Genomic DNA, 24,345 nt, shown 5'->3' on the forward strand with positions numbered 1-24,345 from the left:
CTAATGCCCAGCTCCAAATTAATTTGACGAATCCTTTCAAATTATGTTCATTGAAACCGGTTACATGTCAATTTCTAAAGAATTCAAGATGCTCGCGTTAAAGTTTTACCCAAAAATGTAACCGGTTACAAAGCGGAGCTCTAGTGAAGGTACAAAGAGATATGTCTCCAACACTGCAAGAAACATGCTGAATGTTCCAGCGGATCAGCAAGTCCTAAGACGCCGATATTCCGGGCTTAAGCAGCCAGGCACTATGCGGCTGGACGTTGGTTTTGGTGAGGCCGGGACACTGCGTGTTCCAAAAGACGCCGTTGTGTCGATCACTCAAATCGATGGTGGCGCTCGGGCATGGTTGACCGCACTTTCTGATGACGAGCCGATCTTTGGCATTTCGTCGTTGGATGTGCCGGGCGAATTGTCGGAACCATTGGAAACCGCGAACTATGACAATCGAATGATGAGTGAGCTCGTCACTTCACGGGGCGGAAGCCTTGACACGTCGCGCGGCATCCAAATCTTCGAATCTTCGACGGAAGCAGGTGAAAATTACATCTTCAGGATGCGGCAGTCTGCCAGAGTCTTCATAATAGCTCCGGTGACGCCGGGTTTTATTGAAACCGGTGGTGGTGGCGCATTTCGTGTCGAGGTCAAACTGCCCGAAAACCAAATTGAAAGAGCATCTCTGCCGGAACCACTTGGTAAAATCGTCGATGAATGGCGGGTCACACGAGGTACGGCAAGAGCGTATTCTGTCAATAAAGGGCAGTTCATACAGGTGATCGATGTTGAGGGCCAGCAATGTTCCGACTTTATGGCGATGAGAGCTGATACGCTTGATGCCGGTATAGAACGATATATCGACTCGACAGTCTCTCGAACCATGGCCCGCAGCGCTTATCCGCTTCCGGGTTTGCACGACAAATTCTTCGATCAGGATATCAAGCCACTTCTGGCGGTTAGGCAGGACACCGTCGGGCGGCATGACACGTTTGCGCTTGCGTGTACTGCGCGCGGGTACGAAGAGCGTGGTTTTCCCGGACACCTGAATTGTTCAGACAACATTAGCGACGCCTTCGAGCCCTTCGGTATAGGCCGCAGACGAGCATGGCCGGCAATAAACTTCTTCTTCAACTCGTGGATTGACTGGGCAGATAACGCGATCGCCAGTGACGAAGCATGGTCACGCCCCGGCGACTACGTTGCGATGCAAGCCCTGACTGATCTCGTCTGCGTTTCGACGGCGTGTCCAGACGATGTCGACCCCATCAACGGGTGGAACCCAACCGACGTGCACGTTCGAGTTTATGAGAAAAACAGCACGATCACGCACTCTGTTGCTTGGCGTGCCAACCCCGAGGACGCAGTGAAAATGACAGCACATTCCGCGTTTCATCCACGGACGTCGAAGCTGACGTCGTCTTTTCACGTCTCTCGCGATCTTTGGATGCCAACGCAATACGACGCCACCGGCGCAGTTGAAGAATACTGGGCCTGCAAACGCGCAGCGACTCTTCAGGATATGTCAGGTTTGCGCAAGTTCGACATAGTAGGGCCGGACGCACTTGACCTTTTGCAAGCATGCCTGACGCGAGATGTATCAAAGCTGTCGGTTCATCGCGGATGCTATGCCCTGATGTGCGACGAGCGCGGATCAGTATTGGATGACGGTACACTTTTCCGGCTTGAGGACACCGCCTTTCGCTGGTGCTGTGGGTCGGACAATTCTGCTTTGCACCTGCGGGAGAAAGCAAAACACCTGGGTTTGAATGCGCGCGTTCTCTCACCCGGTGATCGCATGGTGAATCTTGCCATTCAGGGGCCGAAATCCCGCGATATCCTAAAGGATATCGTCTTTACCCAACCATCACGCCCTTCGCTCGAGAATCTCAAATGGTTCGGTTTCACGGTAGCGCGGCTTCGTGACCGTGACGGGCCGATGTTCATGCTTTGCCGGACGGGGTTCACCGGAGAGCTTGGCTATGAGCTGTTTTGCGACCGAAACGACGCTGTAGAGATTTGGGACGGATTAATGGAAGCCGGTTCGCCGCACGGGTTGGTCCCGATGGGCGGGCAGGCCCTTGAAATGCTCCGCATAGAAGCCGGCCTGATGATCGCGGGTGCCGAGTTTGGGCCCGATGCCGACGCGATGGAATCCGGGCTAGGCTTTGCGGTGGACTTCAAGAAGCCCGAATTTATAGGTCGCGCTGCGCTGGAACGGAATGCCGGCGCCGTGCGGCGAAAGCTTGTCGGACTTCACCTTACGGGTAATGAACCACCTTTGCATGGCGATGCAGTTTTCATCGGGCGAGAGCAGGTTGGCATAATAACCAGTGGTTGTTTCTCTCCCCAGTTAGGGCATGCCATCGCGATGGCACGGGTGGCTGTTGAAACTGCCGACATCGGAACGGAGTTGGAGGTCGGGAAGCTTGACGGTCACATGAAACGGCTACCGGCGCAGGTCGTCGACATCCCGTTTCTTGATCCCAAACGAGAAAAGGCGCGCGCGTGAACAACATGAAAAATGAAGGCGTGGTCGTCACGCGGAATGTCTGGAAAATCTTTGGCGACCGGGCAGCAGAGGCTATGGAAGCGGTGCGCCGGGAAAACCTTTCGAAAGCTGAGGTGCTGGAGCGCTATCAGGCGGTAGTCGGGGTTAAAGATGTCTCAATCTCGGTTGGAGAAGGAGAGATTTTCTGCATCATGGGTCTTTCGGGTTCGGGCAAATCGACTCTCGTCCGGCACATAAACCGGCTTATCGAACCAACCGGCGGCGAGATACTGATAAACGGTGTGAACGTCGGTGAGCTTGACGCAGAACAGCTTCGAATCCTGCGTGCCGACAAGATCGGAATGGTATTCCAGAACATGGCGCTTCTGCCGCATCGCACCGTGCGCGACAACGTGGCTTTTGCGCTTGAGCTGCGAAATGTTGATGCCTTCACCCGCGCACAGCATGCTGAACGGGTCATCGAGCTTGTGCATCTCGAAGGCTACGGCGATCGCCTTCCAAGCGAGCTGTCAGGCGGAATGCAGCAACGAGTAGGGTTAGCCCGCGCCATGGCTGCGGACCCGGATATCCTTTTAATGGATGAGCCGTTCAGCGCGCTGGACCCGCTGATCCGGCGCGGTCTGCAGGACGAATTCCTCGAACTGTCAAAGACGATGAAAAAGACCACGCTTTTTATCACTCACGATCTGGACGAAGCGATCCGCATGGGCAGCCGTATTGCCATTATGAAAGATGGCGAGATTGTACAGACCGGATCTCCTGAAGAGATCGTGACCAAACCAGCGGATGACTATGTCGCTGACTTCGTGGCTGGAATCTCAAAATTGAAGTTGGTTTTCGCCCATACAGTGATGCAACCGGTCGCAGCATACGAGACGAATGGGCGGGAACTGCCACCCGTATCGGATTGTCCAACAGCCGGGCCCGAAGACAACCTTGATATTTTGGTGTCGCTGGCCGTCGATCAGGAAAACCCAATCATCATCATGGACGATAGCAAGCCAGTAGGCGTTGTCACGAAGGACTCGCTTTTGCACGGAATTAAGGGAGAGGTCTGAGATTATGGCAACCGAACAGGAGCTTCGCAAACCCTTCCTGGAATTTGCCGGCCCAAACGGCGCGTACTATGCCGACACCTTTTTGAAAATCCAAAAAAACGTGCTGGGCCGCTGGCACGTCAACAAAGCCGCAACGCTTGGAAGCTTTGTCTAGGCCGCTTTGCGTGGCAATTGGTTGCTTTTCGTCATCGGTTTCGTAATCGACCTGATCGTCGCGGTTAACCTGGCGCTTGTCTTTAAATATTCCAAAGCCGCCGCAGACAACGCAGACAAGGACTTTCTGGTTGAACGTTACGAAGGCTGGAGCCAATCCAGCCTGATCGGCGCAATTCTGGTCTTTTTCCTAGGCCGGTTGCTATTTGGTTGGATAGCTGACCGTTTCTATGCACGGCAGTATGAGCGCTGGCGGGTCGATCACACTGTCAACAATGGCGTTGAAAAAAGCCGCCTTGTCCTTGCTGGCCTGATCGTGCTGCTGGTCGTGCCGCTAATGCTCTATCGTTCAACCCAGTTCGCGCCGGATGAACGGACCTGTATCAAGCAAACCCGCGCCATCGCTGGGGGAGAAGAGGTTAGCTTCAAGAACAAATTCGATTGCGCTGTGATTGGCGAATTCCCGACGCTTCTTTGGATAGAACGACCAGACAAGATCACCTTTCCACGCGACGAAAACGGAGATCGTATCGTTCTGCGCGAACCAGCACGCGAAGACGCACCACCGATCAACCTGAACACCTATGTCAGTCAGATAATCGACGACGGTATTGCATATTTGACCGTTTTTTACGGTTTCCTTTTTGACGGTATCACCAAGTTTCTGCGCGGTATGCTCAGCGCGATTTCTTCGGTCACTGTCGGTACGCCCTGGCCGATCACCATGGGTGTGCTCCTTTGGATGGCTTACAAGATGGCCGGTCTGCGGGTAACAATTTTCGTGGCTGCATCACTTGTCTATCTGGCTTTATTTGGGTTCTGGCAGACGGCGATGGATACACTGTCACTGGTTCTTGCGGCATCGATCATCTGCGTCGTCGTGGGTCTGCCGCTTGGTATTTGGGTCGGCAAATCTCAAAGAGGCCACGCGATCATGACGCCCATACTTGATGTGATGCAAACAATTCCATCCTTCGTCTATTTGCTTCCGGCCATCGCATTCTTTTCCATTGGCAAGCCTCCTGGAATTCTAGCAACTGTCATATTCGCGATGCCACCCATGGTGCGCCTGACTGCGCTTGGCATCCGGCAAGTTGGCGAAAGCACGAAGGAGGCCGCGCTGGCCTTTGGGGCTAACTCCAGACAGCTTTTAACGAAAGTCGAGTTGCCGCTGGCATTGCCCTCTATCATGACCGGCATCAACCAAGTGGTGATGATGTCTCTGTCAATGGTGGTGGTCGCTGCTCTGATTGGTGCGGGCGGCATGGGCTACATCGTTACCGAGGCGCTTGAGAACACTGAAACCGGCCGGGGCATTCTGGCTGGCGTTGGAATTGCCCTACTCGCGATGATGATCGACCGGGTGGTGCAAAAGGCGAATACAACTCGCCAGTAAACCGCGCCCAATGCGCGACATATCGAAAGGGAGAAGCATGAAACCAATGACAAACCTTGTCGCCGCCGTGGCGCTCTGCACAGCCGGAGGAGCCTCGGCGCAAGAGACAGTCAAGATTGGCGATTTAACCTGGACTGGTGCAACCGCAATCGGCCATGTCATCCAAGCCGTAATCGAGGGGCCTCTTGGCAGCGAGGCCGAGATTGTCGAAGGTCTGAGTGACGGCTCGGTCATCGCTGCTGGTATGGACAAGGGCGACGGCTCGGTTGACGTTTATACTGATCTATGGATGCCAAACCGTCAGGGTATCTGGGACCAGTACGTCGACGGCGCGAAAACAGTTGGTGTAAACCAACCCTACCTTGGAACGCAGATGATGTATGTGCCGTCGTACCTTGCTGACCAGGTTGCTACGGTCGATGACCTCAAAAAGCCCGAGATTGCCGCGATGTTCGATAAGGATGGTAACGGGAAGGGCGAGTACTGGGCCGGAGATGCCGGTTGGAAATCCACCCGCATGTGGCAGGTGAAGTTTAAGGACTATGGCCTTGACGAGCTGTGGGAGCCGGAAATCTTGCCTGATGCGACTTTCAAGGCTCAGTTAAAGACCGCAATCCAACGCGAACAGCCGATCCTGTTTTACTACTGGACCCCAGAATGGGTGCACGCGGCTTACGAAATTTCACCTATCGGAGAACCCGAGCGCTACGAGGGCTGCGAAGACCACAATCTCGATGCCGAAGACTGGCTGGAGACGTCAAAGTTTGACTGCGCGAGTTCAGACGCGATGATCTATGTTGCGTATTCCAAGTCGCTTGAAGACCGGAACCCACCGGTCGCAAAGTTCCTCAGTCAAATGCAGCTTGATCCCGCTGTCGTAAACCAGTGGATCCTGCAAATCGGTCGTGATGAAGAAGATCCAAGGGATGTCGCCGAAAACTGGGTGGCCGAAAATATGGATGTCGTGAACGGCTGGATCAATTAATAGTGTTAAACAGGCTCGGCGCAGTTGCGTTTCTGCGTCGAGTTTACTTTACAACAACATTCTATGTTGAAGCTAGACGGCGTCATCTCCGACTCGGTGGCCTATTTGATTTCGTGTAAATAATGAAACTGGTCAGTTTCACATAAGAACAGATGCGTAGTTAGCGGCAGACGCTCTTTGAAGGCCATAGGCAAGCAAAACTGCCAGGACGCATATTGGTCCCACTATTTCAACAACAGCTTTGAAAGATATCGGAGATAAAAGCCCAATCGAGAAAGGCTTCGCGAGAAGCCATTCTGATGGGAACTGTTTCCATTTGCCTAGACTTACCATCTTCAACTCGTAAAAAATAACAACTGGCTAAAATTATCATCCATCACCCAAGCTGCATAATTTTATCGCAGTTTTCATGACAAATTCGCTTTATTGAACAACTACAGTGTACATTCGCAGCGGCAAACGGCGCATTGTTAACTCAATCACGTCTGCAGAACGCGGTTTCACCGACGTTTCCTCGTTGGGCGCTTCATACGAAGGCAGAAACCGGTTCGGCCCCACATCAATGGACTCACAGGCCGTCGAAACATAAAATGGCGATACAGGATCTTGTCCGGGGGAATCCGGAAGATGACAGACGACCAAGTTCAACGAAGGCTCACGACAATACTTGCAGCTGACGCAGTTGGTTTCAGCCGTCTAATGGATGCGGACGAGGAAGCGACCCTTCGAACGCTTAGGGATCACCGCGAGATTATCGATTTTTTAGTTTCTAGCCACAATGGGCGCGTGTTTGGATCGGCTGGCGACAGCGTGATAGTTGAGTTCCCAAGTCCGGTAGAGGCAGTACGCTGCGCTGTTGAAATCCAAAGCGGCATACAGAAGAGCAACTCCGGCTTTCCGGAAGAACGCGTCATGCGTTTTCGTATTGGCATAAATCTGGGTGACGTGATGGTGGAAGGTGAAAACCTTTTAGGCGATGCCGTAAACATCGCGTCGCGGCTCGAAGCATTAGCTGATGCCGGGGGTATTTTGATCTCCGGGACGATATACGACCAGGTTGCCGGAAAAATTACGAATACAGTGGAGTTTGACGGGGAGAAAACTCTTAAGAATATCGAAGGCTACATACGTACCTACCGCGTGTCCGTCGAAGAGACGAATGGGGAAACGTCTCAGAGAAATTCAACCGGCCTTGAATTTGACCCGCCAGAGCGACCTTGCATCGCGATTATCCCTTTCAAATTCATGGGGTCCGAACCAAACAAAGACTATCTGGCGGATGGCCTCAGATTCGGTATTTCGGCTACATTGACGCAGCTTTCGGGGCTCTTTCTGGTTCACGCGCCGGCCCTGAATTCTTATCGTGGAAAGGACGTGTCTGCGCCAACGGTGGGCGCCGAGTTTGGGGCACGCTACATCCTAGAGGGTGCTGTTCAGCAGGCAGGGAACCGTATTCGGGTCACGGTTCAACTCACTGATGTCGAAATAGGGCAAACGATTTTCGCACAACGCTATGATCACGTTCTTGATGACATTTTTCAGGTTCAGGATGAAATCACCCGTCAGATTATCTCTGCGCTTAACATTGAACTGGCGACAAACGAACGGAACCGAATTTGGTTCGGGAAACTCAACAGTCCGGAAGCGGTGGAGTACTATTACCGAGGCGCAAGCCACTTCTATGAATTGAACCCGGAAGACAATGCAATTGCTCGTGGTTTGTTTGAAGAACTATACCGCGTTCAGCCGGACTCGGTCGTCGGTCCGAGCTACGTTTCGGTTACACACTGGATGGACGGTTTCTTTTTCTGGACCGACCCCGGGGCCAGATCCATGAAATTGGCGGCCAGTTGGGCGCAAAAAGCAATGGAATACGAAGACAATAATGGTATTGGCCATGCCGTATTTGGACATCTGCTGCTGCTTGAAGGCAGGTATGAAGAGGCTTTGGCGCTGTGTAAAACCGGAGCAAGGCTTCGGGCCAGCTGCCCTTTGGCTCACGCTTTGCATGGGCTTGTGTTGAACTACTGCGGTGACGCGCATTCAGCGGTTCAGAGTGTGAAAGAAGCCCTTAATCTTGAGAAAGTGTATCCTGCATGGCTGATTGACATTCTCGCTGCCGCTTACCGGGACTGCGGGGATGTTGCGCTTTCGATTCCGGCGGCAAAAGAGTCATTGAGGATAAATCCTAGGAACAATGACGCTCGCGTCATTCTCTGCAGTGATTATGGGCTAGCATCGGAACGGGACGCAGCACGGCGAATTGCCGATGAAGTCATCACGATTGATCCTACGTTTCGTTTGTCCGACTATGCCAAGAGCCAGCCGTATAAGGATCCGGCAGCGCTCGACCGTGTGATGAACGTGCTTCGAGATGCCGGGCTTCCGGACTAAGCGAATGGCCTCGTGTTTTGGGTCCTAGTCAGTGGGTCGGCAGTCCGCGCAACTGGGTTTCCGAACGAAATACCCAGTGTCGCTACGCATTGGCAGCGTTCGTCCAATTACCCTAGTTAACTTATTCGCTCTGAGTCACAGCAACCACCGACCGAATACATTTGACTTATCGGCTTGCAGAAAGCGCAGTCATACGGAGGCATGCTTCATGTGGTTGCGTTCTGATCAGTTCACGAAGTGCAGCCTGTTAAACTCACCACGCCAGGCGGAGACCTCAGGCAGAATTTGCTCTGCGTTCAGGCCTCGCTTGATCAAATAAGCCAAACGCTCTGCATCATCCGAAGTCATACCCCAGCGAACCAATTCGGGTGTACCGATCCGAAGACCGTTCATATCGCCCTCAACGGGTTTCGTGGGCAATCCGATACCGCATGCGAGGAATCCGCTTTTTCGCAACTGTTTGGATGCCGTCTGACCGCCGCCGAAAGGTGATGCCAAAACTGCAAATTGGTGCGAGTTGGTAAAGCCATTTGTCCCGGCGAAGACTGGCACGCCATGCGCATCAAGTGCTTTGGCAAGTGATTTAGACATAGCGATCATCTCGTTTGCGTAGGCCTGCCCAAAGTCTTTCCAATCCAGCATGGTTACCGCAAGCGCGGCTGTTTTGGCGGCATCGAAATTGGCTGTCATACCCGGGAAGGCAATGGCATCCAGCGCTTTCGCTATTTCGGCGTCATTGGATACGATCAATCCTCCAGCCGGACCACCAAGGCTCTTGTAGGTGCTCATCGTCATGAAGTGGGCACCTTCGTTCAATGGGTTGGACCACGCGCGCCCAGCAATGATGCCGCACTGATGGGCGGCGTCGAACATGACCTTGGCGCCGGTGTCATCCGCAATTGCGCGTACTTCGGCTACGGGATGTTCAAAAAGGTTCAAACTACCGCCAATCGTGATCAATTTGGGTCGCTCGGCTCTGGCCAGGTCACGCAAATGGTCCAGATCAACGGTGTAGCCATCAGCGTTGACCGGAGCCTCGACGGTGCGCAAACCAAATAACCCAGCACAGCCGGACGAATGATGGGTCACATGCCCGCCGATTGATGCGGGCGGAGCAATAATAGTGTCGCCGGGTTGGCAAGTCGCCATAAAGCCATACAAGTTGGCAATTGCACCTGAGGGCACCCGAACTTCGGCAAACTGGGCACCAAAAACCTCGGCGCAAAGCTCTGCTGCGATGACTTCGATTTCTTCAATCGCTTCCAAACCCATTTCATATTTGTCACCGGGGTAGCCCAACGAAGGCCGTGACCCAATTCCCGATGACAAAAGCGCCTCGGCCTTGGGGTTCATCACATTCGTTGCCGGGTTGAGGTTAAAGCACTCTTGTTCGTGAATGCGGAGGTTTTCTTCTGCCAGATGCTCAAGCCGGGCCAAAAGATCGCCCGACGTTGTCGACGCGGACTTTGTAGCGATGTCCTGAATCAAGGTTTCGCTTGCGGCAGGCACCCAATCTCTTTGTGCAAGTGTCATCTGACGTTCTCCTGTTTTTCCAACATTGACGGCTGTCGCGTGACATCGCAAAGCAGATTTGCTATTTCTTGGCGTAGAAAAACTATGGCTAGTAAGATGAGCGTTGCTCCGAAACGCCCCAAGGGGCCTCCTCTGAACGCAATGCGCGCCTTTGAGGCAGCGGCGCGTCATGTCAGCTTTGTTGCAGCGGCCGAAGAGTTGAACGTCACACCAGGGGCGATCTCTCAACATGTCAAAGCCTTGGAGGGTTGGGCTGGAACGCCGCTATTCCGCCGTAATGCCCAAGGAGTTGAACTCACACGAGAAGGGCAGTTGCTTATTGCTGACTTTAACGAGGCGTTTGATCGCTTGGCCGATGCCGCACGAGCTTTGCGGAACCTCCAGCCCAAGGCGGAATTTCACATCGCAGCTCTGCCCGCAGTTGCTCAACTTTGGCTACCCAAACGGCTTCGCCGGATAAGAGCGCAACTTCCGAACATCAATTTTTCTGTCACCGCATTGGAAACACCACCAGGCCTCTCGCGCGAACTTTTCGACCTGTCGATATTCTTTGCTTTGCCTGACGGGTCACCAAATCAAATTGTCGTCTGTGAAGATGAGATTACCCCAGTTTGCGCGCCTACAGTTTTGTTGCGCGCGCAACGCCCAAATGGTTTTCAAGATGTTCCACTGCTACACGATCAGACTTGGAAAGGTGATTGGCCCAAGTGGTTGCAAAGCAATGGTTTTCATATGCGCGACGAAAATAGCGGCCCTCAGTTTTCGCTCTATAGCCTCGCGGTCGAAGAGGCAAAGGCGGGCGCCGGCATTTTGATGGGGCACTTGTGTTTGATCGAAGATGACATTGCATCAGGGTCACTGACAGCGGTAAATACGCAATCCTGCCCAACAGGTCTTTCTCTTGTAATCCAGTTGCCGCGGCAGTCACGACGAAGGCCCGAAACTGATCGGGTCGTTTCTCTGTTATCAAGTTGAGCGAGAGAACGATACAGCCTATCGGCCAGTACTTGGCATTTCCGTTCTTTCAGGTGCGATGACAAGATCAGTCCAGCCCAATGCCGTTTAGAAGATCGACCCCATGAAAATCGATACTTAAGTCAATTCAGTTCCGCTAAACCAAGTAGACTTGCCCACCCGACCGCTGCGAGAAGAGAGCTACCCAACCAGACTTTCAGATTCTCTGCTTAGGCGGCATTGCCAACTTAAAAACCAAGTAGGAGGCGTTTGGGAACAGTTTGGCGGCTCAGTGCGCTGTGTCCGCTACTGGAAATTTGAATAAAATGCGACGCTAAACCGATGAAAATTGGAGTTGAATCGAAGTCCAGTGTTGGCCTTCGTTAGTCAAGCGGTTAATTTCGACAGAGATTCATGCCGTGCGTCCGGCACGACCTGAGGCAATTGGGGGCTGCATGATCGGGATAGGGGGAACGCAGATGGCATCGTCTCGACTGAACAGAGGGTTGCTTATTGTTGCTCTGTTCGCCTTGTTACCGGGGTGCAGTAGCAAGGCCCAAGATCAGAGCAACTTGGCTGAAACCAGTTCGCAAACCAACGCTACTACAAGGAACTCTGCGAATGCTTTGGCTGGGATCGATCCTGCCACCTACGCTGGCGATTTCCAGATAAAGCTGAGCAAAGAGGTACCTCTGCGTGACATTACAGTGCCCTTCACTGTCTATGGTGGTCTTGAAGAATCCAGTCCTACCAGATTGCGTTTGAAGGCCTTCATGGATTTGCGTGGATTGCAGGACAAGGCACCCGAAATACTGACGGGCCCATTGGAAGAGACCTGTAAACGCCAAATTTACCTCGAAATTCAAGATGTCACCGCCAAGGGTGACACTGTGCAGGTCAAAGGTTCTGCCCGCGCCCAATTTTCAACGTGCAACCGTCGCGAGGAACCGGGATGGCGCTATTTCGGTGCAACCGTGGATGCAGTCGCGATCGGCAAGGCAGAGGTTAAAGGCCAATGCCTGACATTCAGCATCGAAGATATTGACCTTGATCCGCGCGGCTTGATCGGCGGTATTTCCAATCTTTTCGGTTTGACTGAACGTATAAATAACGCGGTCCTGGAAAAGGGTGGCGAGTTTTTGGCCGAAAACCCTGTCTGTCCGCCGTTACCCGAAGAATTTTCGGTTCTCGATCCGAATTACGAGTCGGGCGGTACTCGCGAAATTGCTCCTGGCGGGATGGGCGCAGCTATTGTTGGATCTGCCGATGTCAGTGCCGATACGATAGTTAAGTTGCTTGGAGAGCTCAAAGAGCTTGGTGTATTGGAGTTTGCTGAATGAGACTTTGGTTTGTCGTTCCGGTCTTGGTGACTCTCGTATTTGGTGCAGGCGCATCGAGCGCGCAGCAGGTGAATTTTGTCTTTGATGCTTCAGTTCCAGTGCGGGAAACGGAACTGCCATATAAACTTGATCTGGGCTTAAGTGCGGTAGGCCCGACAAGGGTAGGGGTGGATGCTCTTCTCGATCTTCGTGAAATCCAAAAGATTGTACCGGAGCGCTTGGCCGATAACGCAATAATCGACAATTGCGGCCTGCAGGTAAGGCTGGATGGTCTGAGCTTTTTGGCTGAAGGCGATGCAATTGATTTAGATGGGGACGTCACCATAACAATCTTCGAATGCAGCCGCACCGGTGACCGAGACTTTCAGCGAGGCGAAGAGAAAAACGCATTGTCAGCAAACATGTCCACTGCCGCAACCGTCGAATTGCGGGATAACTGCGCCTATTTCAAGCTTCTTGATCTTACTCTCGCGGCCCCCGAGTTAAATCGCGAGCAGGTTCTGGAGGAGGATACGCTTGAGTCGGTTAAGGAACTGATGTTGGCAGCCGTTGATCTTGTTTTGAATGAAAGCCCGCTTTGCCCGGAGCTTCCACCAAAACTTGCGTCGTTGGATCCGACTTACGACAAAGGTGGCCCGCGAGAGATCGGTGATGGTGGCCTTGGTGTTGTTCTTGAAGGATCCGTGGATGTGAGCCCTTCAACAATTCTGGACATTCTTACGGTTCTTCAACGTCAGGAGTTGATTCCGCCGGCACCTTAGCGGCTTTTAATGTACGCTGGGGTGTCCGACTAAAAGCTGCTTTCAAGTATTAGGGCCAAAATTGGCCCTCGGCAGGATGTTTGTCAGACAACGATTTTCTTGCACTGAGCACGTTCTTCCAGCACGTTCAAATTCAGTTAGGGAGCGGCGGCATATGCGGGATAACAAAGAAGAAAGTCTCGATCCGGATGAATGGGAGTTTAGCCGTGCTCTTGCCCACAAAATGGTGGACGAGGCCATCGACCACTTAGCGCGTGTCCGAGAACGCCCTGTATGGCAGGCCATGCCGGAAGAAGTCAGGGCCACTTTCCAAGATGAGTTGCCGCTCAACCCCAGCCCTTTGGAAACTGTTTACAAGGAATATAAGGAGACTGTGCGCTCTTACCCAATGGGCAATATTCACCCTCGTTTTTGGGGTTGGTACATGGGGTCCAGCAACTTCACAGGGGCTTTAGGTGATTTTCTTGCGGCTGTTGAGGGCACCAATCTTGGAGGCGGAAATACCGGCGCCGCCCAGGTTGAGCAGCAAGTCTTAGATTGGCTAAAAGAGATTGCGGGTTTTCCCAAAAGCGCCAGCGGCACTTTAACCAGCGGTGGGTCGGTGGCGAACCTCGTCGCGCATACGGTAATCCGGAATCTCTCTGCCGGTTACGATGTCCGCAAAGAAGGCGTCGCCGAATTGAGTAGACCTTTGCGTTTTTATGCTTCGGATCAAGTACACAGTTGCCATCAGAAAGCCTTGGAGATTTTGGGCCTTGGGTCAAAAGCGCTGGTGGAAGTTCCGACAGATGCGCATCAGAGGCTGCAGATCGACGCGCTGCAAGCCGCGATTGTCGAAGACAGGGCGAAGGGATTGCAGCCAGCTTGTGTGATCGGGACGGCTGGTACTACAAATACCGGAGCAATAGATGATCTGACTTCAATCGCGGATCTGTGCGATCACGAAGGCCTTTGGTTTCACGTGGATGGTTGCATTGGGGGCGTTCTGAGACTGGCCCCAGAGTATGCCGATCTGGTAGCCGGGATCGAGCGGGCGAGCTCTGTTGCCATCGACCCTCATAAGTGGCTTCATACTCCGTTCGAGGCAGGGGCCGTACTGATCAAAGAGCCCAAAGCCCATTTTGCCACATTTGAAATGCACGGTCCTTACCTGCAACTTCAAGAGCGGGGTATGATTGCCGGAAAATTCCTTGCAGATTATGGCTTAGAACTTAGTCGCGGCTTCCGTGCGCTGAAAATCTGGATGGCATTCAAGGAACAAGGCGCCGCGAAGTTCGGAAGAATCATATCGCAGGATATTTCCCATGCGCGGTATATGGCCAACCGCGTTGAGCAGCATGTTCAGCTGGAATTGGTCGCTCCGGTGAATTTAAACATTGTGTGTTTCAGACACGTTGCAGCCGACGAAGGAGCGGCAAAGACCCTGAACACGGAAATCATGCTACGCCTTCAAGAGCGCGGACTTGCAGTACCCTCTGACACAACGGTAAACGGCAAGCATGGCCTTCGTTGCGCTTTCAACAACCACCGCACAAAACGCGAGGACATCGACGACTTTTTGAACGATGTACTTCGTGTTGCTGACGAAATTATTTCGGAAGAAAACGCTTAATTTACCCTGCAAAATCAGGATTGGCACGCAATCCAATTTTATCTTGATCTCGTGGTTGATTTCCGGGGTTGGTCTGACCTTGGTTTAATTTCGACCATCTTGTTTCGCGCATACGCTGACACTTGGTGATCTCTATACATGGAGTGCCCCCTAGCCGCATAGGATTGTCATAATTGACGGGCGACAGCAAAATGCCGCCGCCCACTATGTTTTTGCATGGTCAATTTAACCGCCTTGGTTTCGCTGAAGGCTTTGCAAAACTTGATCGATTGAGAAGCTGGCTGGTTCTTGACGTGGTGGGTAGTCCTCAAAGGTCTGAAGGAATTGCGCCACAAATGCTTGTGCCGGAGCCAACGCAAACATTCGCTCTGCACGCCAACGACCGTAACCGATTGACTCGTGCTCTGCCCTCTCAAACGGGTCCGCATATAGATCAATCAATTTTGGAAACCGCAGCTGAACAAGTGGGTCCTGCCAAACATCAAATCCATGCGCGCGCTGTTCGGCAAAAACAACTTTGAAGCGGTTGTATCTCAGATTCATTAAATCGCCTCCGTCCGAGAAGTAGAAAAATTCCTTCCGCGGACCATCTTCGACTTCGCCGCTGAGATAAGGCAAAAAGTTGTAGCCATCGAGGTGGACCGGCTCGTTCCCATCGCCAAACGGCGCTTCAGTCAGCATTCGATCCTTCATATCGGCATCGCCCAATGCTGCCATTATTGTTGGGAACCAGTCGAGATGGCTGATGATGTCACTGGATCTGCGTCCAGGTTCGATCACGCCCGGCCATTTGATAATCAATGGCACCCGGAAACCGCCTTCCCAGTTATCGTTTTTTTCACCGCGGAACGGCGTCGTGCCCCCATCGGGCCAAGTAAACACCTCTGCGCCGTTGTCGGTTGTATACATCACGACCGTGTTGTCAGCGATGCCCAACTCATCCAGCTTGTCGAGCAATTGCCCGACCATACCGTCGTGTTCAACCATCCCGTCAGGGTAAATTCCAAGACCGGTAACTCCCTCACTTTCTTCTTTGAGATGGGTCCAGACATGCATTCGAGTTGAGTTCCACCAAAGAAAGAATGGGGTGTCTTGTTCAACAGCCCGGTCCATGAAGTCTAGCGCGCCAGCGGTGACTTCTTCGTCGATGGTCTCCATTCGCCTACGCGTCAGAGGTCCTGTGTCTTCGATTTGCCCGTCTGCCGTGGCTTTCAAAACCCCACGCGGACCAAAGCGTTCCCGGAATTCCGGGTTTTTGGGGTAATCCGGGTTCTCTGGTTCTTCCTCTGCATTGAGGTGATAGAGGTTCCCAAAAAACTCGTCGAAACCATGTGCTGTTGGTAGATGTTCGTCCCGATCACCAAGGTGGTTCTTACCGAACTGACCTGTCATATAGCCCTTGGATTTCAGGTACTCGGCGATAGTCGGATCTCGCGCATCCATGCCTTCGGCTGCCCCGGGAAGGCCAACCTTCAATAAACCAGTCCGAAAACCAGACTGCCCGGTGATGAAAGACGCACGGCCTGCAGTACATGACTGTTCGCCATAGGAATGCGTGAACAGCATTCCATCTTTGGCAATGCGGTCAATGTTGGGTGTTTCGTAACCCATCATGCCTTGGTTGTAGGCGCTGACATTCCAATATCCGATGTCGTCGCCCCATATCATGAGAAAATTCAGTGGTTTCTCCTGTGCACTGGCGCCTGAGGCGCCAATAGCAAATGAGGAAAGTACTGCAGTGGAACGCAGAAACTGCATATCTTTCACTCCCTGAAAAATTATTTGAATAGTGCGGTCAGGATCGCATGATTCCGCGAAAAACCGAAGCTATAAGGTCAAAGCGCCTCATTTGGCTTAGAGCGTCACGTGGTAATATCGGTCGCTATTCCGGATTTGCGGATTAACGTCTCAACCCTGAAGCAGATTTTTGGAGCTTCCTTGGGCGAACGAGGAAGTCAAAGTGTTTTTGGTGTGGATTTCATCCATTCAGTGAAAAAATGCGTCGCGAAAATCCGTATAGCTGTTTCTTCGGTTATTGTGAAAGTGGGGCGTGAGCTTAAAGTAAAAAACACAAGTCTCGGGGGGAGAATAGTATGAGCAAAGAGCGGATAGGTTTTGTCGGTGTCGGTTTAATGGGGCACGGCATCGCAAAAAACTTGTTAAAAAACGGCTACCCGTTGACGTTGATCGCGCACAAAAACCGCGCACCCATGGAAGACTTGTTAGCGCAAGGCGCACAAGAGGCAAAATCGCTCTCCGACCTCGCAATACAATCCACGGTAATTCACATTTGCGCGCCCGGCTCACCGCAGGTTGAAGCGATCGTGGAAGAGCTGCTCCCAACTCTTAGTGAAGAAGCGGTGGTGGTCGATTGTTCGACATCAAACCCAAATTCAACGGTCGCTTTAGCTGAGCAATTAAAGACCAGGGGTTGCCATATGGCAGACGCGCCATTGGGTGGCACTCCGGTGCAAGCCGAAGCCGGGGAACTTGCAACCATGGTTGGGGCTGACGAAGATGTATTTGAACGATTGCTGCCTGTTTTTCAGACTTGGGCCAAGTCAGTCGTGCATTTGGGTCAGATCGGTTCAGGTCACAAAATGAAACTGCTCAACAACTTCCTGTCGTTGGGCTATGCGGCATTGTATTCAGAAGCGCTGGCTCTTTCAGAGAAAGTTGGGATTTCGACAGAGCAATTCGACTCGGTTATTCGCGGCAGCCGTATGGATTGCGGATTTTATCAGACTTTCATGGGTTACGCTGTAGAGGGCAACAGAGACTCGCACAAGTTCACGATGAAAAACGCGCTAAAAGATTTGCGATATCTTGAGGCGATGGCGGATGAGGCTGCAATCGCAAACCCAATCGGCAATGCAATCAAGAACAGTTTTGCGATGGCGTGCTCTGCTGGCGGAGATGGAGTTGAGGATTACGTGCCGCATCTGGTTGACTTTGTTGCACAACGTAATGGGGTAAATAAATAGCCTTGGAATTTGGGCGTTTGGTAAACGGTTTGAATCGAACGCAACCCTTGGAATTCTCAAAGTACAAACATTTAAAGGCAAGGAAACCAGCGTCTATGCGCTCGATATGAAAGTTTTCATCCTGTTCAGAGCCTCGCGAATATTCTCTTGGCTGTTTGCGTAACTCAAGCGGATGTAACCTTCGCCAAGAATACCAAAATCTGGTCCGCCGATAGTTGCAACCCCGGGCCCCTCCAAAAGTGCCGAAGCCAATTCCTTGGCTTTGAAACCGGTCGAAGAGATATTGGGAAACGCGTAAAACGCGCCCTTCGGCGTGATGCAACTGACACCTGGAATATAGTTCAAAAGTCTGACAACCAGCTTTCTCCGCGCATCAAACTCAGACAACATCTCGCCCACAGCGTCTTGAGGGCCCGTCAACGCTTCGAGGGCCGCAAACTGAGCTGGAGTGTTGACGCAAGACCATGCGTTCACTGCAAGTTTTCTGGCTTTTTGGTAAAGCTCGTCCGGCCAAACCGAATAACCCAAACGCCATCCGGTCATCGCATAGGTCTTGGACCACCCGTTTAGCAAAATTACCCTGTCCCGGATTTCCGGATAGCTAAGCAGGGTTACGTGTTCTTCGCCGTCATAAAGCATTTGGTCATATATTTCGTCACTCAAGATCGCGATATCCGGTCGATCCATCAACCCAGCGACCAGGTTGTCCACCTCTGCCTTGGGCGTGACACCACCGCAGGGGTTTGCTGGCGAATTGAGGACAATTAACCGCGTTTGGGGCGTGATAAGGGAAAGCGTCTCCTCTGCTGAGAATGCGAAACCGTTTTCCTCGCGTATGGGCACCGGGATAGGACGCGCGCCAGTAAACTCAATCATCGATCGGTAAATCGGAAAACCGGGGTCTGGGTACAAAATGTCAACGCCTGGCTCTCCGAACATCAAAATGGCAGAGAACATGGTTACTTTTCCACCAGGTACGATCAAAACATTTCCGGGGTTTACGCCGACGGAAAAACGGCGATGCAGATCAGCAGCAACAGCCTCACGTAACGGGAGAATACCAGTTGCGTCGGTATACCCGTGGTGCCCATCGCGAAGCGCTTTGATGGCAGCGTCGACAATATTTGGCGGAGTGGGGAAATCTGGCTGACCGATGCCGAGGTTAATAACGTCCTTTCCGGAAGCTGCAAGCGCGCCTGCTCGGGCAAGTACTGCAAACGCATTCTCTTCTCCGATACGGTCAAACCCGTCGACAGTTTTTAGCATGGTCGCTCCCTAAAAAACCGAAATTCAAAGAACCCTGCGGCGGGATGACTCCCACCGTTGCCCAAAGGGTAGTTATTCTTTTGTACGGTTAATACGTAAAGGCGTATTTCGCTGACGTGAAGGGTTAATTCTTTTTCACGTTCAGGCGGATGAGTGCGAATTTGCAAACAGCAGTGATGACCGTATTGTGGTTCAGGACACTGATAAGCCAGCATTTGTGTTCAGCAAGAATTGGCGGAAAATTGGACTGCTTGCAGCGCCAATGCCCCGAGCGTTTTCGCCGACTGAACCGGCCTCCACACGCGGAGGTATCAGCCCTCGTTTGTCTTGGTTGACCAAATAACGCTTAACCCTTGCAACCAGTTCCTCGCGAACATCCGTTGGGAAGGCGCCATCTATAAAAATGGCCTCGAAATCTATGACTGCGCAGATCGAAAGCGCAGCCTTTGCAAGCTCCTGTGCAGTGCTACCGATCCAGGGGTCCACGTATCGTGCTATGCTGCTCCAGTCTTGAGGTTTGACCCAAAGGATTGCGGGGTCGACATTCGCTTGGATCAGGCGATCTTCAAGTAGGTGCAGCGATGCGACATCAATGAGTTGTTGGCTTTCACCCAACGGGCTCGTCGTGCGCATAGCTCCTAATGCGCCAGCGTTTCCCTGATTTCCCTCGAATACTGTACCGTTCAGCGCAACACCTCCACCGATCATCGATCCAATAAAGAAATAAAAGTAGTCACGGTATTCGCCTCCACGTCCGTAAAGATGTTCCGCGTGACAAGCGGCCGTTGCGTCATTGACCACGAACACCGGAAGATCGCTGAACTTGGCGACTTCTGAAAAGAAATTGACGTCTTTCCAAGACCGGAACTTTTCAGCCGCGATGCCTGTTAAGTCATGCCACCGCCAAAGTTCAAATGGTGTCCCTATCCCGATACCACAAACGCGGCGGCGGAGCCTGTCAGGTTCATCCGCCAGCAAATCAGTTAGCCCGCTTTTAAGAAATCCGAACACTGTTTCGGGAAAGGGGTAGTCGTAGGAAATCGAGAACTGCCGACGCGGATTGCCAGCAAAATCGATTAAAAGAAGATCAGCACTCCGCCGTCCGATCTTCATTCCAACAGACAAAACACCATCTGGATTAAGCTCCATGGGTATCGATGGTTTGCCTACTTTTCCTCGGATTGGCGTGCCGCGCCTGAGAATCTCGTCTTTCTCCAACTTTCGTAGAATTATGGAAACGGTCTGAGGGGACAGGCCGGTCAGACGCGCAACGTCAGCGCCCGGGGTGGGTCCATGCCTTTGTAAAACTGTGAGAATCAGACGCTCGTTGTGGTCGCGAACACCGCTTTGGTTCACCCCACCAGTTAATTTTACAAGCGTCTCTTTCTCCATGAAACCGACCATAATCAGCTCCTATCCCTTTGGAAAGATGACACCTCTAATTAATAAATCAAGTTTATTTATTTATTGACAGGCGCGTCAGAATCACCTTTCCTATGCTCAGACCCGCGTAACGTATAAAAGTGGGTCATTGCCGGAGACTTCGGTGCATTCAAGGACATTACCCGGGAGGAAACCATGAAAAAGCTACTTTATTTTGCCGCGTCAGCTGCTGCTCTTGCGATTGGAACGTCATCCGTTCAGGCTGCGGGTGAAACTGTTTGCCTGATTACGAAAACTGACACGAACCCATTCTTTGTGAAAATGAAGGAAGGTGCCACTGCCAAAGCTGAAGAGCTTGGAATGACTCTGAAGGCGTTCGCAGGAAAAATTGACGGTGACCATGAAACTCAGGTGCAGGCCATCGAAACCTGTATTCTTGATGGGGCCAAGGGTATCCTTTTGACTGCTTCAGACACCAGCTCAATTGTCCCTGCAGTACAACAAGCCAGAGATGCAGGTTTGCTTGTTATTGCGCTTGATACACCTCTGAGCCCAATTGACTCTGCTGACGCGACCTTCGCGACTGACAACTACAAGGCTGGTTTGTTGATCGGACAGTGGGCAAAGGCCAAAATGGGCGACGCGGCAGCGGACGCGAAAATCGCGACCTTGGATCTGAACGTCAGCCAGCCGACCGTGGATGTTTTACGCAACCAAGGGTTCCTGGATGGTTTTGGCGTAGACTTGGCTGACCCGAATGTTATTGGCGATGAAACTGACCCACGACTGGTTGGCAGTGACGTGACCGATGGCAACGAAGAAGGTGGCCGCCGCGCTATGGAGAACCTCCTTGCAAAGGACCCGACAATCAACGTTGTTCACACAATTAATGAACCTGCGGCTGCAGGTGCTTATGAGGCTCTGAAATCCATTGGCCGTGAAAACGATGTGTTGATCGTATCTGTTGATGGCGGTTGTCCCGGCGTTCAGAACGTAGAAGCAGGCGTAATTGGTGCCACCAGCCAGCAATACCCGTTGTTGATGGCTTCATTGGGCGTTGAAGCGGTCAAAAAATGGGCTGAGGAAGGCGTTAAGCCGGAAAATACTCCTGGAAAAGACTTTTATGATACCGGAGTAGCCCTTATCACCGATCAACCGGTTGATGGTGTGGAGTCTATCTCTGTATCCGAAGGTTTGGACCTCTGCTGGGGTTAATTGCCCAGTCTTTGGGTGGGGTGCCTAACAGCACCCCGCTATTCCCATCACACAATAATTGAAACTTCCTGTAAGATGAGTTCGTCGGCCGCAAAGCCCGCCGCGAAAAGGGGGAGATATGTCAGAAGCAAACCAAGGCGCCCAGGAATTTGAATCTGCTGCCAGCGGTAAAGAAGCGATCGCAGAGTTTGAGAGCCATCGTGTAGGCTTCGTCGGGAAGTTGCAGCACATCCTCCACGTCAATCCATCCTTTGTTCCGTTGATTGTCCTGGTTGGTGCAATTGTGATTTTCGGCGTGCTTCTAGGGTCGAAGTTCTTCTCTCCGTTCGCGATGACATTGATCCTGCAGCAGGTTCAAATCGTAGGCATTGTTGCCGCCGCACAAAGCCTTGTTATTCTGACCGCAGGAATTGATCTCAGCGTCGGCGCGATAATGGTCTTCTCTTCAGTAATTATGGGTCAGTTTTCTTTCCGCTACGGCATTCCGGTTCCGGTTGCCGTGCTGTGCGGGCTTGCAATTGGCACGGCAATAGGCGCAATAAATGGCTGGCTTGTAAGCCGCGTAAAGCTGCCCCCGTTTATTGTCACACTCGGAATGTGGCAGATCGTTTTGGCTACAAATTTTCTGTATTCAGCGAACGAAACGATCCGCAGTCAGGACATCGAGGCTAGCGCGCCATTCCTGCAATTCTTTGGAACCAAGTTCAGCATTGGCGGAGCGACATTCACCGTCGGTGTGATTTTTATGCTCGTTTTGATTGCTGTGCTCGCCTATGCGCTAAGGCACACGGCTTGGGGGCGCCATGTTTACGCGGTTGGCGACGACCCAGAGGCGGCAGAACTTTCGGGTGTTAACGTCCACAAAACTTTGATGTCTGTATATATGCTTTCCGGGTTGATCTGCGCGTTTGCAGGTTGGGCACTGATCGGGAGGATCGGTTCGGTCTCTCCAACATCCGGGCAGTTAGCCAACATCGAAAGCATCACTGCGGTTGTGATTGGTGGTATTTCACTATTCGGCGGGCGTGGTTCAATTCTCGGCTCATTGTTTGGCGCACTCATTGTCGGAGTGTTCACTCTGGGGCTCAGGCTTCTTGGCGCAGACGCGCAGTGGACCTACCTGCTAATCGGGCTTCTCATCATTTCCGCAGTCGCGGTGGACCAATGGATCAGAAAGGTATCGGGCTGATGTCGGACAATACTCCTGTCGTACAGGGCCGCGGAATCGTCAAGCGTTATGGCCACGTGACCGCAATAGACCACTCTGATTTCGAATTGAGACAAGGCGAAATTCTGGCTGTCATCGGGGATAACGGCGCTGGCAAATCGTCAATCGTAAAGGCGATTTGCGGTGCTACTATCCCAGACGAGGGGGAAATCCTGATCGAGGGTAAAAAAGTCAACTTCACCTCTCCGATTGACGCCCGAAATATGGGGATCGAAATCGTCTATCAACAGCTCGCGATGTCGCCGGCGTTATCAATCTCTGACAACATGTTTATGGGTCGGGAAATCCGAAAAACCGGTTTCATGGGTAAATTTCTGCGGCAGTTGGATCGCCCCGCGATGGAAAAGTTTGCCCGGGAAAAGTTGACCGAACTAGGGTTGATGACCGTGCAGTCTATCAATCAGGCGGTCGAAACCCTATCTGGCGGGCAACGCCAAGGTGTTGCCGTCGCACGCGCCGCGGCTTTTGCTTCCAAGTTCATAATCATGGATGAACCGACTGCTGCTCTCGGAGTTAAGGAAAGCCGGAAAGTTCTTGAACTGATTCAAGATGTAAGAGCGCGGGGAATTCCGATTATCCTTATAAGCCACAACATGCCACATGTTTTTGAGGTTGCAGACCGTATTCATGTGCATCGGCTGGGCAAGCGGCTCTGCACCATTGATCCAAAGGACTATACGATGTCTGACGCAGTTGCGTTCATGACAGGTGCTAAAGAGCCGCCAAGCGAGGATGCAGCTTGATTGAACGTGATACGAAAATAGTCTGCGATTTAGTCAAGAGTAAGCTGCGAACCGGAACAAGAACCGTCGTCGCGATCGCTGGTCCTCCAGCCTCCGGTAAATCGACCTTGGCCCAAGCGGTGGTTCGGGCGCTCAATTGCGAGCGCAATGAGAGTGCGCCTTTCGCCGCCTTGTTAGAGATGGATGGATATCATTTAGACAATCGGCTGCTTGAGTCGCGTGGGCTATTGGCAAGAAAAGGTTCGCCCGAGACATTTGATGCAGCCGGTTTCGCCGAAACCGTTCGGAGACTTGAGGCGGCTGACCGAGAAACGTTCCATCCTAAATTTGATCGTCAAATGGACCTTTCAATTGCAAATGCCGTTGCAATCTCGCCGGATACTCCAATTGTAGTCGTCGAAGGGAATTATCTTTTGTTAAAGGCCGAGCCATGGAGGTCCATGAAAGACCGGTTTAGTGCAAGCGTTTTTGTTGGGCCGACAATGGAGGTTCTACAGGAGCGACTCGTGCAACGGTGGATAAATCATGGACTGGACGCTGAAACGGCTTTGAAAAAGACATTAAAGAACGATTTGCCTAATGCAGAGCTCGTTCTTAGCGCAAGCGAAGAAGCCGATATCTTATTGAAACAAGACTACGACGAATACGTTCAATAAACCGATCAGATTTAGGATTGCTGGCCTTCTCTTGGGCTTTGCGGTTGCCTGAGATAGCAGGAAAAGTTCAAAACGTTTTAGTTCCCCGTGGAGGGATGGCAGGCTGCTCGTCGGTGGGAAGATTGAAAATCGTATGTCCTCCGAGTTCGCGCGAGACTGCTTACGCGTACTTGAT

Annotated in this window: 19 protein-coding genes and 1 pseudogene; 16 read left to right on the forward strand and 4 right to left on the reverse strand. The window is 52.1% G+C overall.

Annotated features, from left to right (window positions below; translation table 11 throughout):
* Nucleotides 1-184: 184 nt before the first annotated feature.
* The 6 genes from AC2FNV_RS16125 (at nt 185) to AC2FNV_RS16150 (ending at nt 8,495) form a co-directional block, all read left to right on the forward strand.
* A complete protein-coding gene (locus tag AC2FNV_RS16125; protein WP_496773871.1) occupies nt 185-2,509 on the forward strand; it encodes a DUF1989 domain-containing protein in 2,325 nt (774 codons plus the stop codon).
* 5 nt (nt 2,510-2,514) lie between these two features.
* On the forward strand, nt 2,515-3,567 hold the full coding sequence (locus AC2FNV_RS16130; protein WP_170603703.1) for a quaternary amine ABC transporter ATP-binding protein: 1,053 nt from the start codon (nt 2,515-2,517) through the stop codon (nt 3,565-3,567).
* A gap of 4 nt (nt 3,568-3,571) precedes the next feature.
* Nucleotides 3,572-3,721 carry a hypothetical protein gene (locus AC2FNV_RS16135; RefSeq protein WP_170603431.1) on the forward strand — a complete coding sequence of 50 codons (150 nt, stop codon included), beginning with the start codon at nt 3,572-3,574 and terminating at the stop codon, nt 3,719-3,721.
* Nucleotides 3,722-3,742: 21 nt separating this feature from the next.
* Nucleotides 3,743-5,116, forward strand: a complete 1,374-nt coding sequence (locus AC2FNV_RS16140) for an ABC transporter permease (protein WP_170603433.1) — start codon at nt 3,743-3,745, stop codon at nt 5,114-5,116.
* A 37-nt stretch (nt 5,117-5,153) separates the two neighbouring features.
* Nucleotides 5,154-6,101, forward strand: a complete 948-nt coding sequence (locus AC2FNV_RS16145; protein ID WP_170603435.1) for an ABC transporter substrate-binding protein — start codon at nt 5,154-5,156, stop codon at nt 6,099-6,101.
* Between the two features lie 627 nt (nt 6,102-6,728).
* Nucleotides 6,729-8,495, forward strand: a complete 1,767-nt coding sequence (locus tag AC2FNV_RS16150; protein ID WP_170603437.1) for an adenylate/guanylate cyclase domain-containing protein — start codon at nt 6,729-6,731, stop codon at nt 8,493-8,495.
* Between the two features lie 225 nt (nt 8,496-8,720).
* Here the strand turns inward: AC2FNV_RS16150 and glyA are convergent, their stop codons facing one another.
* Nucleotides 8,721-10,028, reverse strand: coding sequence for a serine hydroxymethyltransferase (gene glyA, locus AC2FNV_RS16155; protein WP_170603439.1), 1,308 nt, complete (start codon nt 10,026-10,028; stop codon nt 8,721-8,723).
* Nucleotides 10,029-10,124: 96 nt separating this feature from the next.
* On the opposite strand from glyA, the gene AC2FNV_RS16160 reads away from it, so the two are divergent.
* The 4 genes from AC2FNV_RS16160 to AC2FNV_RS16175 all read left to right on the forward strand — a co-directional run bounded on the left by AC2FNV_RS16160 (nt 10,125) and on the right by AC2FNV_RS16175 (nt 14,695).
* Nucleotides 10,125-11,003, forward strand: a complete 879-nt coding sequence (locus AC2FNV_RS16160; RefSeq protein ID WP_170603441.1) for a LysR family transcriptional regulator — start codon at nt 10,125-10,127, stop codon at nt 11,001-11,003.
* A gap of 458 nt (nt 11,004-11,461) precedes the next feature.
* Nucleotides 11,462-12,322 (forward strand): hypothetical protein, encoded by an 861-nt coding sequence (locus AC2FNV_RS16165; protein ID WP_170603443.1) that lies wholly within the window; start codon nt 11,462-11,464, stop codon nt 12,320-12,322.
* On the forward strand, nt 12,319-13,083 hold the full coding sequence (locus AC2FNV_RS16170) for a hypothetical protein (protein ID WP_170603445.1): 765 nt from the start codon (nt 12,319-12,321) through the stop codon (nt 13,081-13,083). The genes AC2FNV_RS16165 and AC2FNV_RS16170 overlap by 4 nt, the downstream gene beginning before the upstream one ends.
* Nucleotides 13,084-13,237: 154 nt before the next feature.
* A complete protein-coding gene (locus AC2FNV_RS16175; RefSeq protein ID WP_170603447.1) occupies nt 13,238-14,695 on the forward strand; it encodes a pyridoxal phosphate-dependent decarboxylase family protein in 1,458 nt (485 codons plus the stop codon).
* A gap of 225 nt (nt 14,696-14,920) precedes the next feature.
* Here AC2FNV_RS16175 and AC2FNV_RS16180 read toward each other — a convergent pair whose 3' ends face one another.
* Entirely contained in the window at nt 14,921-16,453 is a 1,533-nt protein-coding gene (locus AC2FNV_RS16180) for an arylsulfatase (RefSeq protein ID WP_496773876.1), read from the reverse strand.
* Nucleotides 16,454-16,779: 326 nt separating this feature from the next.
* On the opposite strand from AC2FNV_RS16180, the pseudogene AC2FNV_RS16185 reads away from it, so the two are divergent.
* A pseudogene (locus tag AC2FNV_RS16185) lies at nt 16,780-17,262 on the forward strand (NAD(P)-dependent oxidoreductase); the annotation flags it as partial.
* Nucleotides 17,263-17,679 (forward strand): NAD-binding protein, encoded by a 417-nt coding sequence (locus AC2FNV_RS16190; RefSeq protein WP_496773886.1) that lies wholly within the window; start codon nt 17,263-17,265, stop codon nt 17,677-17,679.
* Nucleotides 17,680-17,772: 93 nt separating this feature from the next.
* Here AC2FNV_RS16190 and AC2FNV_RS16195 read toward each other — a convergent pair whose 3' ends face one another.
* Entirely contained in the window at nt 17,773-18,945 is a 1,173-nt protein-coding gene (locus tag AC2FNV_RS16195) for a pyridoxal phosphate-dependent aminotransferase (RefSeq protein ID WP_170603452.1), read from the reverse strand.
* 192 nt (nt 18,946-19,137) lie between these two features.
* Entirely contained in the window at nt 19,138-20,337 is a 1,200-nt protein-coding gene (locus AC2FNV_RS16200; RefSeq protein ID WP_170603705.1) for an ROK family transcriptional regulator, read from the reverse strand.
* A gap of 186 nt (nt 20,338-20,523) precedes the next feature.
* Between AC2FNV_RS16200 and AC2FNV_RS16205 the strand changes: the two genes are divergently transcribed.
* From AC2FNV_RS16205 to AC2FNV_RS16220, 4 genes are all read left to right on the forward strand, one after another.
* On the forward strand, nt 20,524-21,543 hold the full coding sequence (locus tag AC2FNV_RS16205) for a sugar ABC transporter substrate-binding protein (RefSeq protein ID WP_170477101.1): 1,020 nt from the start codon (nt 20,524-20,526) through the stop codon (nt 21,541-21,543).
* Between the two features lie 118 nt (nt 21,544-21,661).
* The gene (locus tag AC2FNV_RS16210; RefSeq protein WP_170477103.1) at nt 21,662-22,732 is read left to right on the forward strand and encodes an ABC transporter permease; all 1,071 of its coding nucleotides are present in this window, start codon (nt 21,662-21,664) and stop codon (nt 22,730-22,732) included.
* Nucleotides 22,708-23,514, forward strand: a complete 807-nt coding sequence (locus AC2FNV_RS16215) for an ATP-binding cassette domain-containing protein (RefSeq protein WP_170477105.1) — start codon at nt 22,708-22,710, stop codon at nt 23,512-23,514. The genes AC2FNV_RS16210 and AC2FNV_RS16215 overlap by 25 nt, the downstream gene beginning before the upstream one ends.
* A complete protein-coding gene (locus AC2FNV_RS16220; RefSeq protein ID WP_174823097.1) occupies nt 23,511-24,170 on the forward strand; it encodes a nucleoside triphosphate hydrolase in 660 nt (219 codons plus the stop codon). The genes AC2FNV_RS16215 and AC2FNV_RS16220 overlap by 4 nt, the downstream gene beginning before the upstream one ends.
* Nucleotides 24,171-24,345 lie beyond the last annotated feature (175 nt).

It is taken from the genome of Ruegeria sp. BHSA163 (assembly GCF_059613365.1).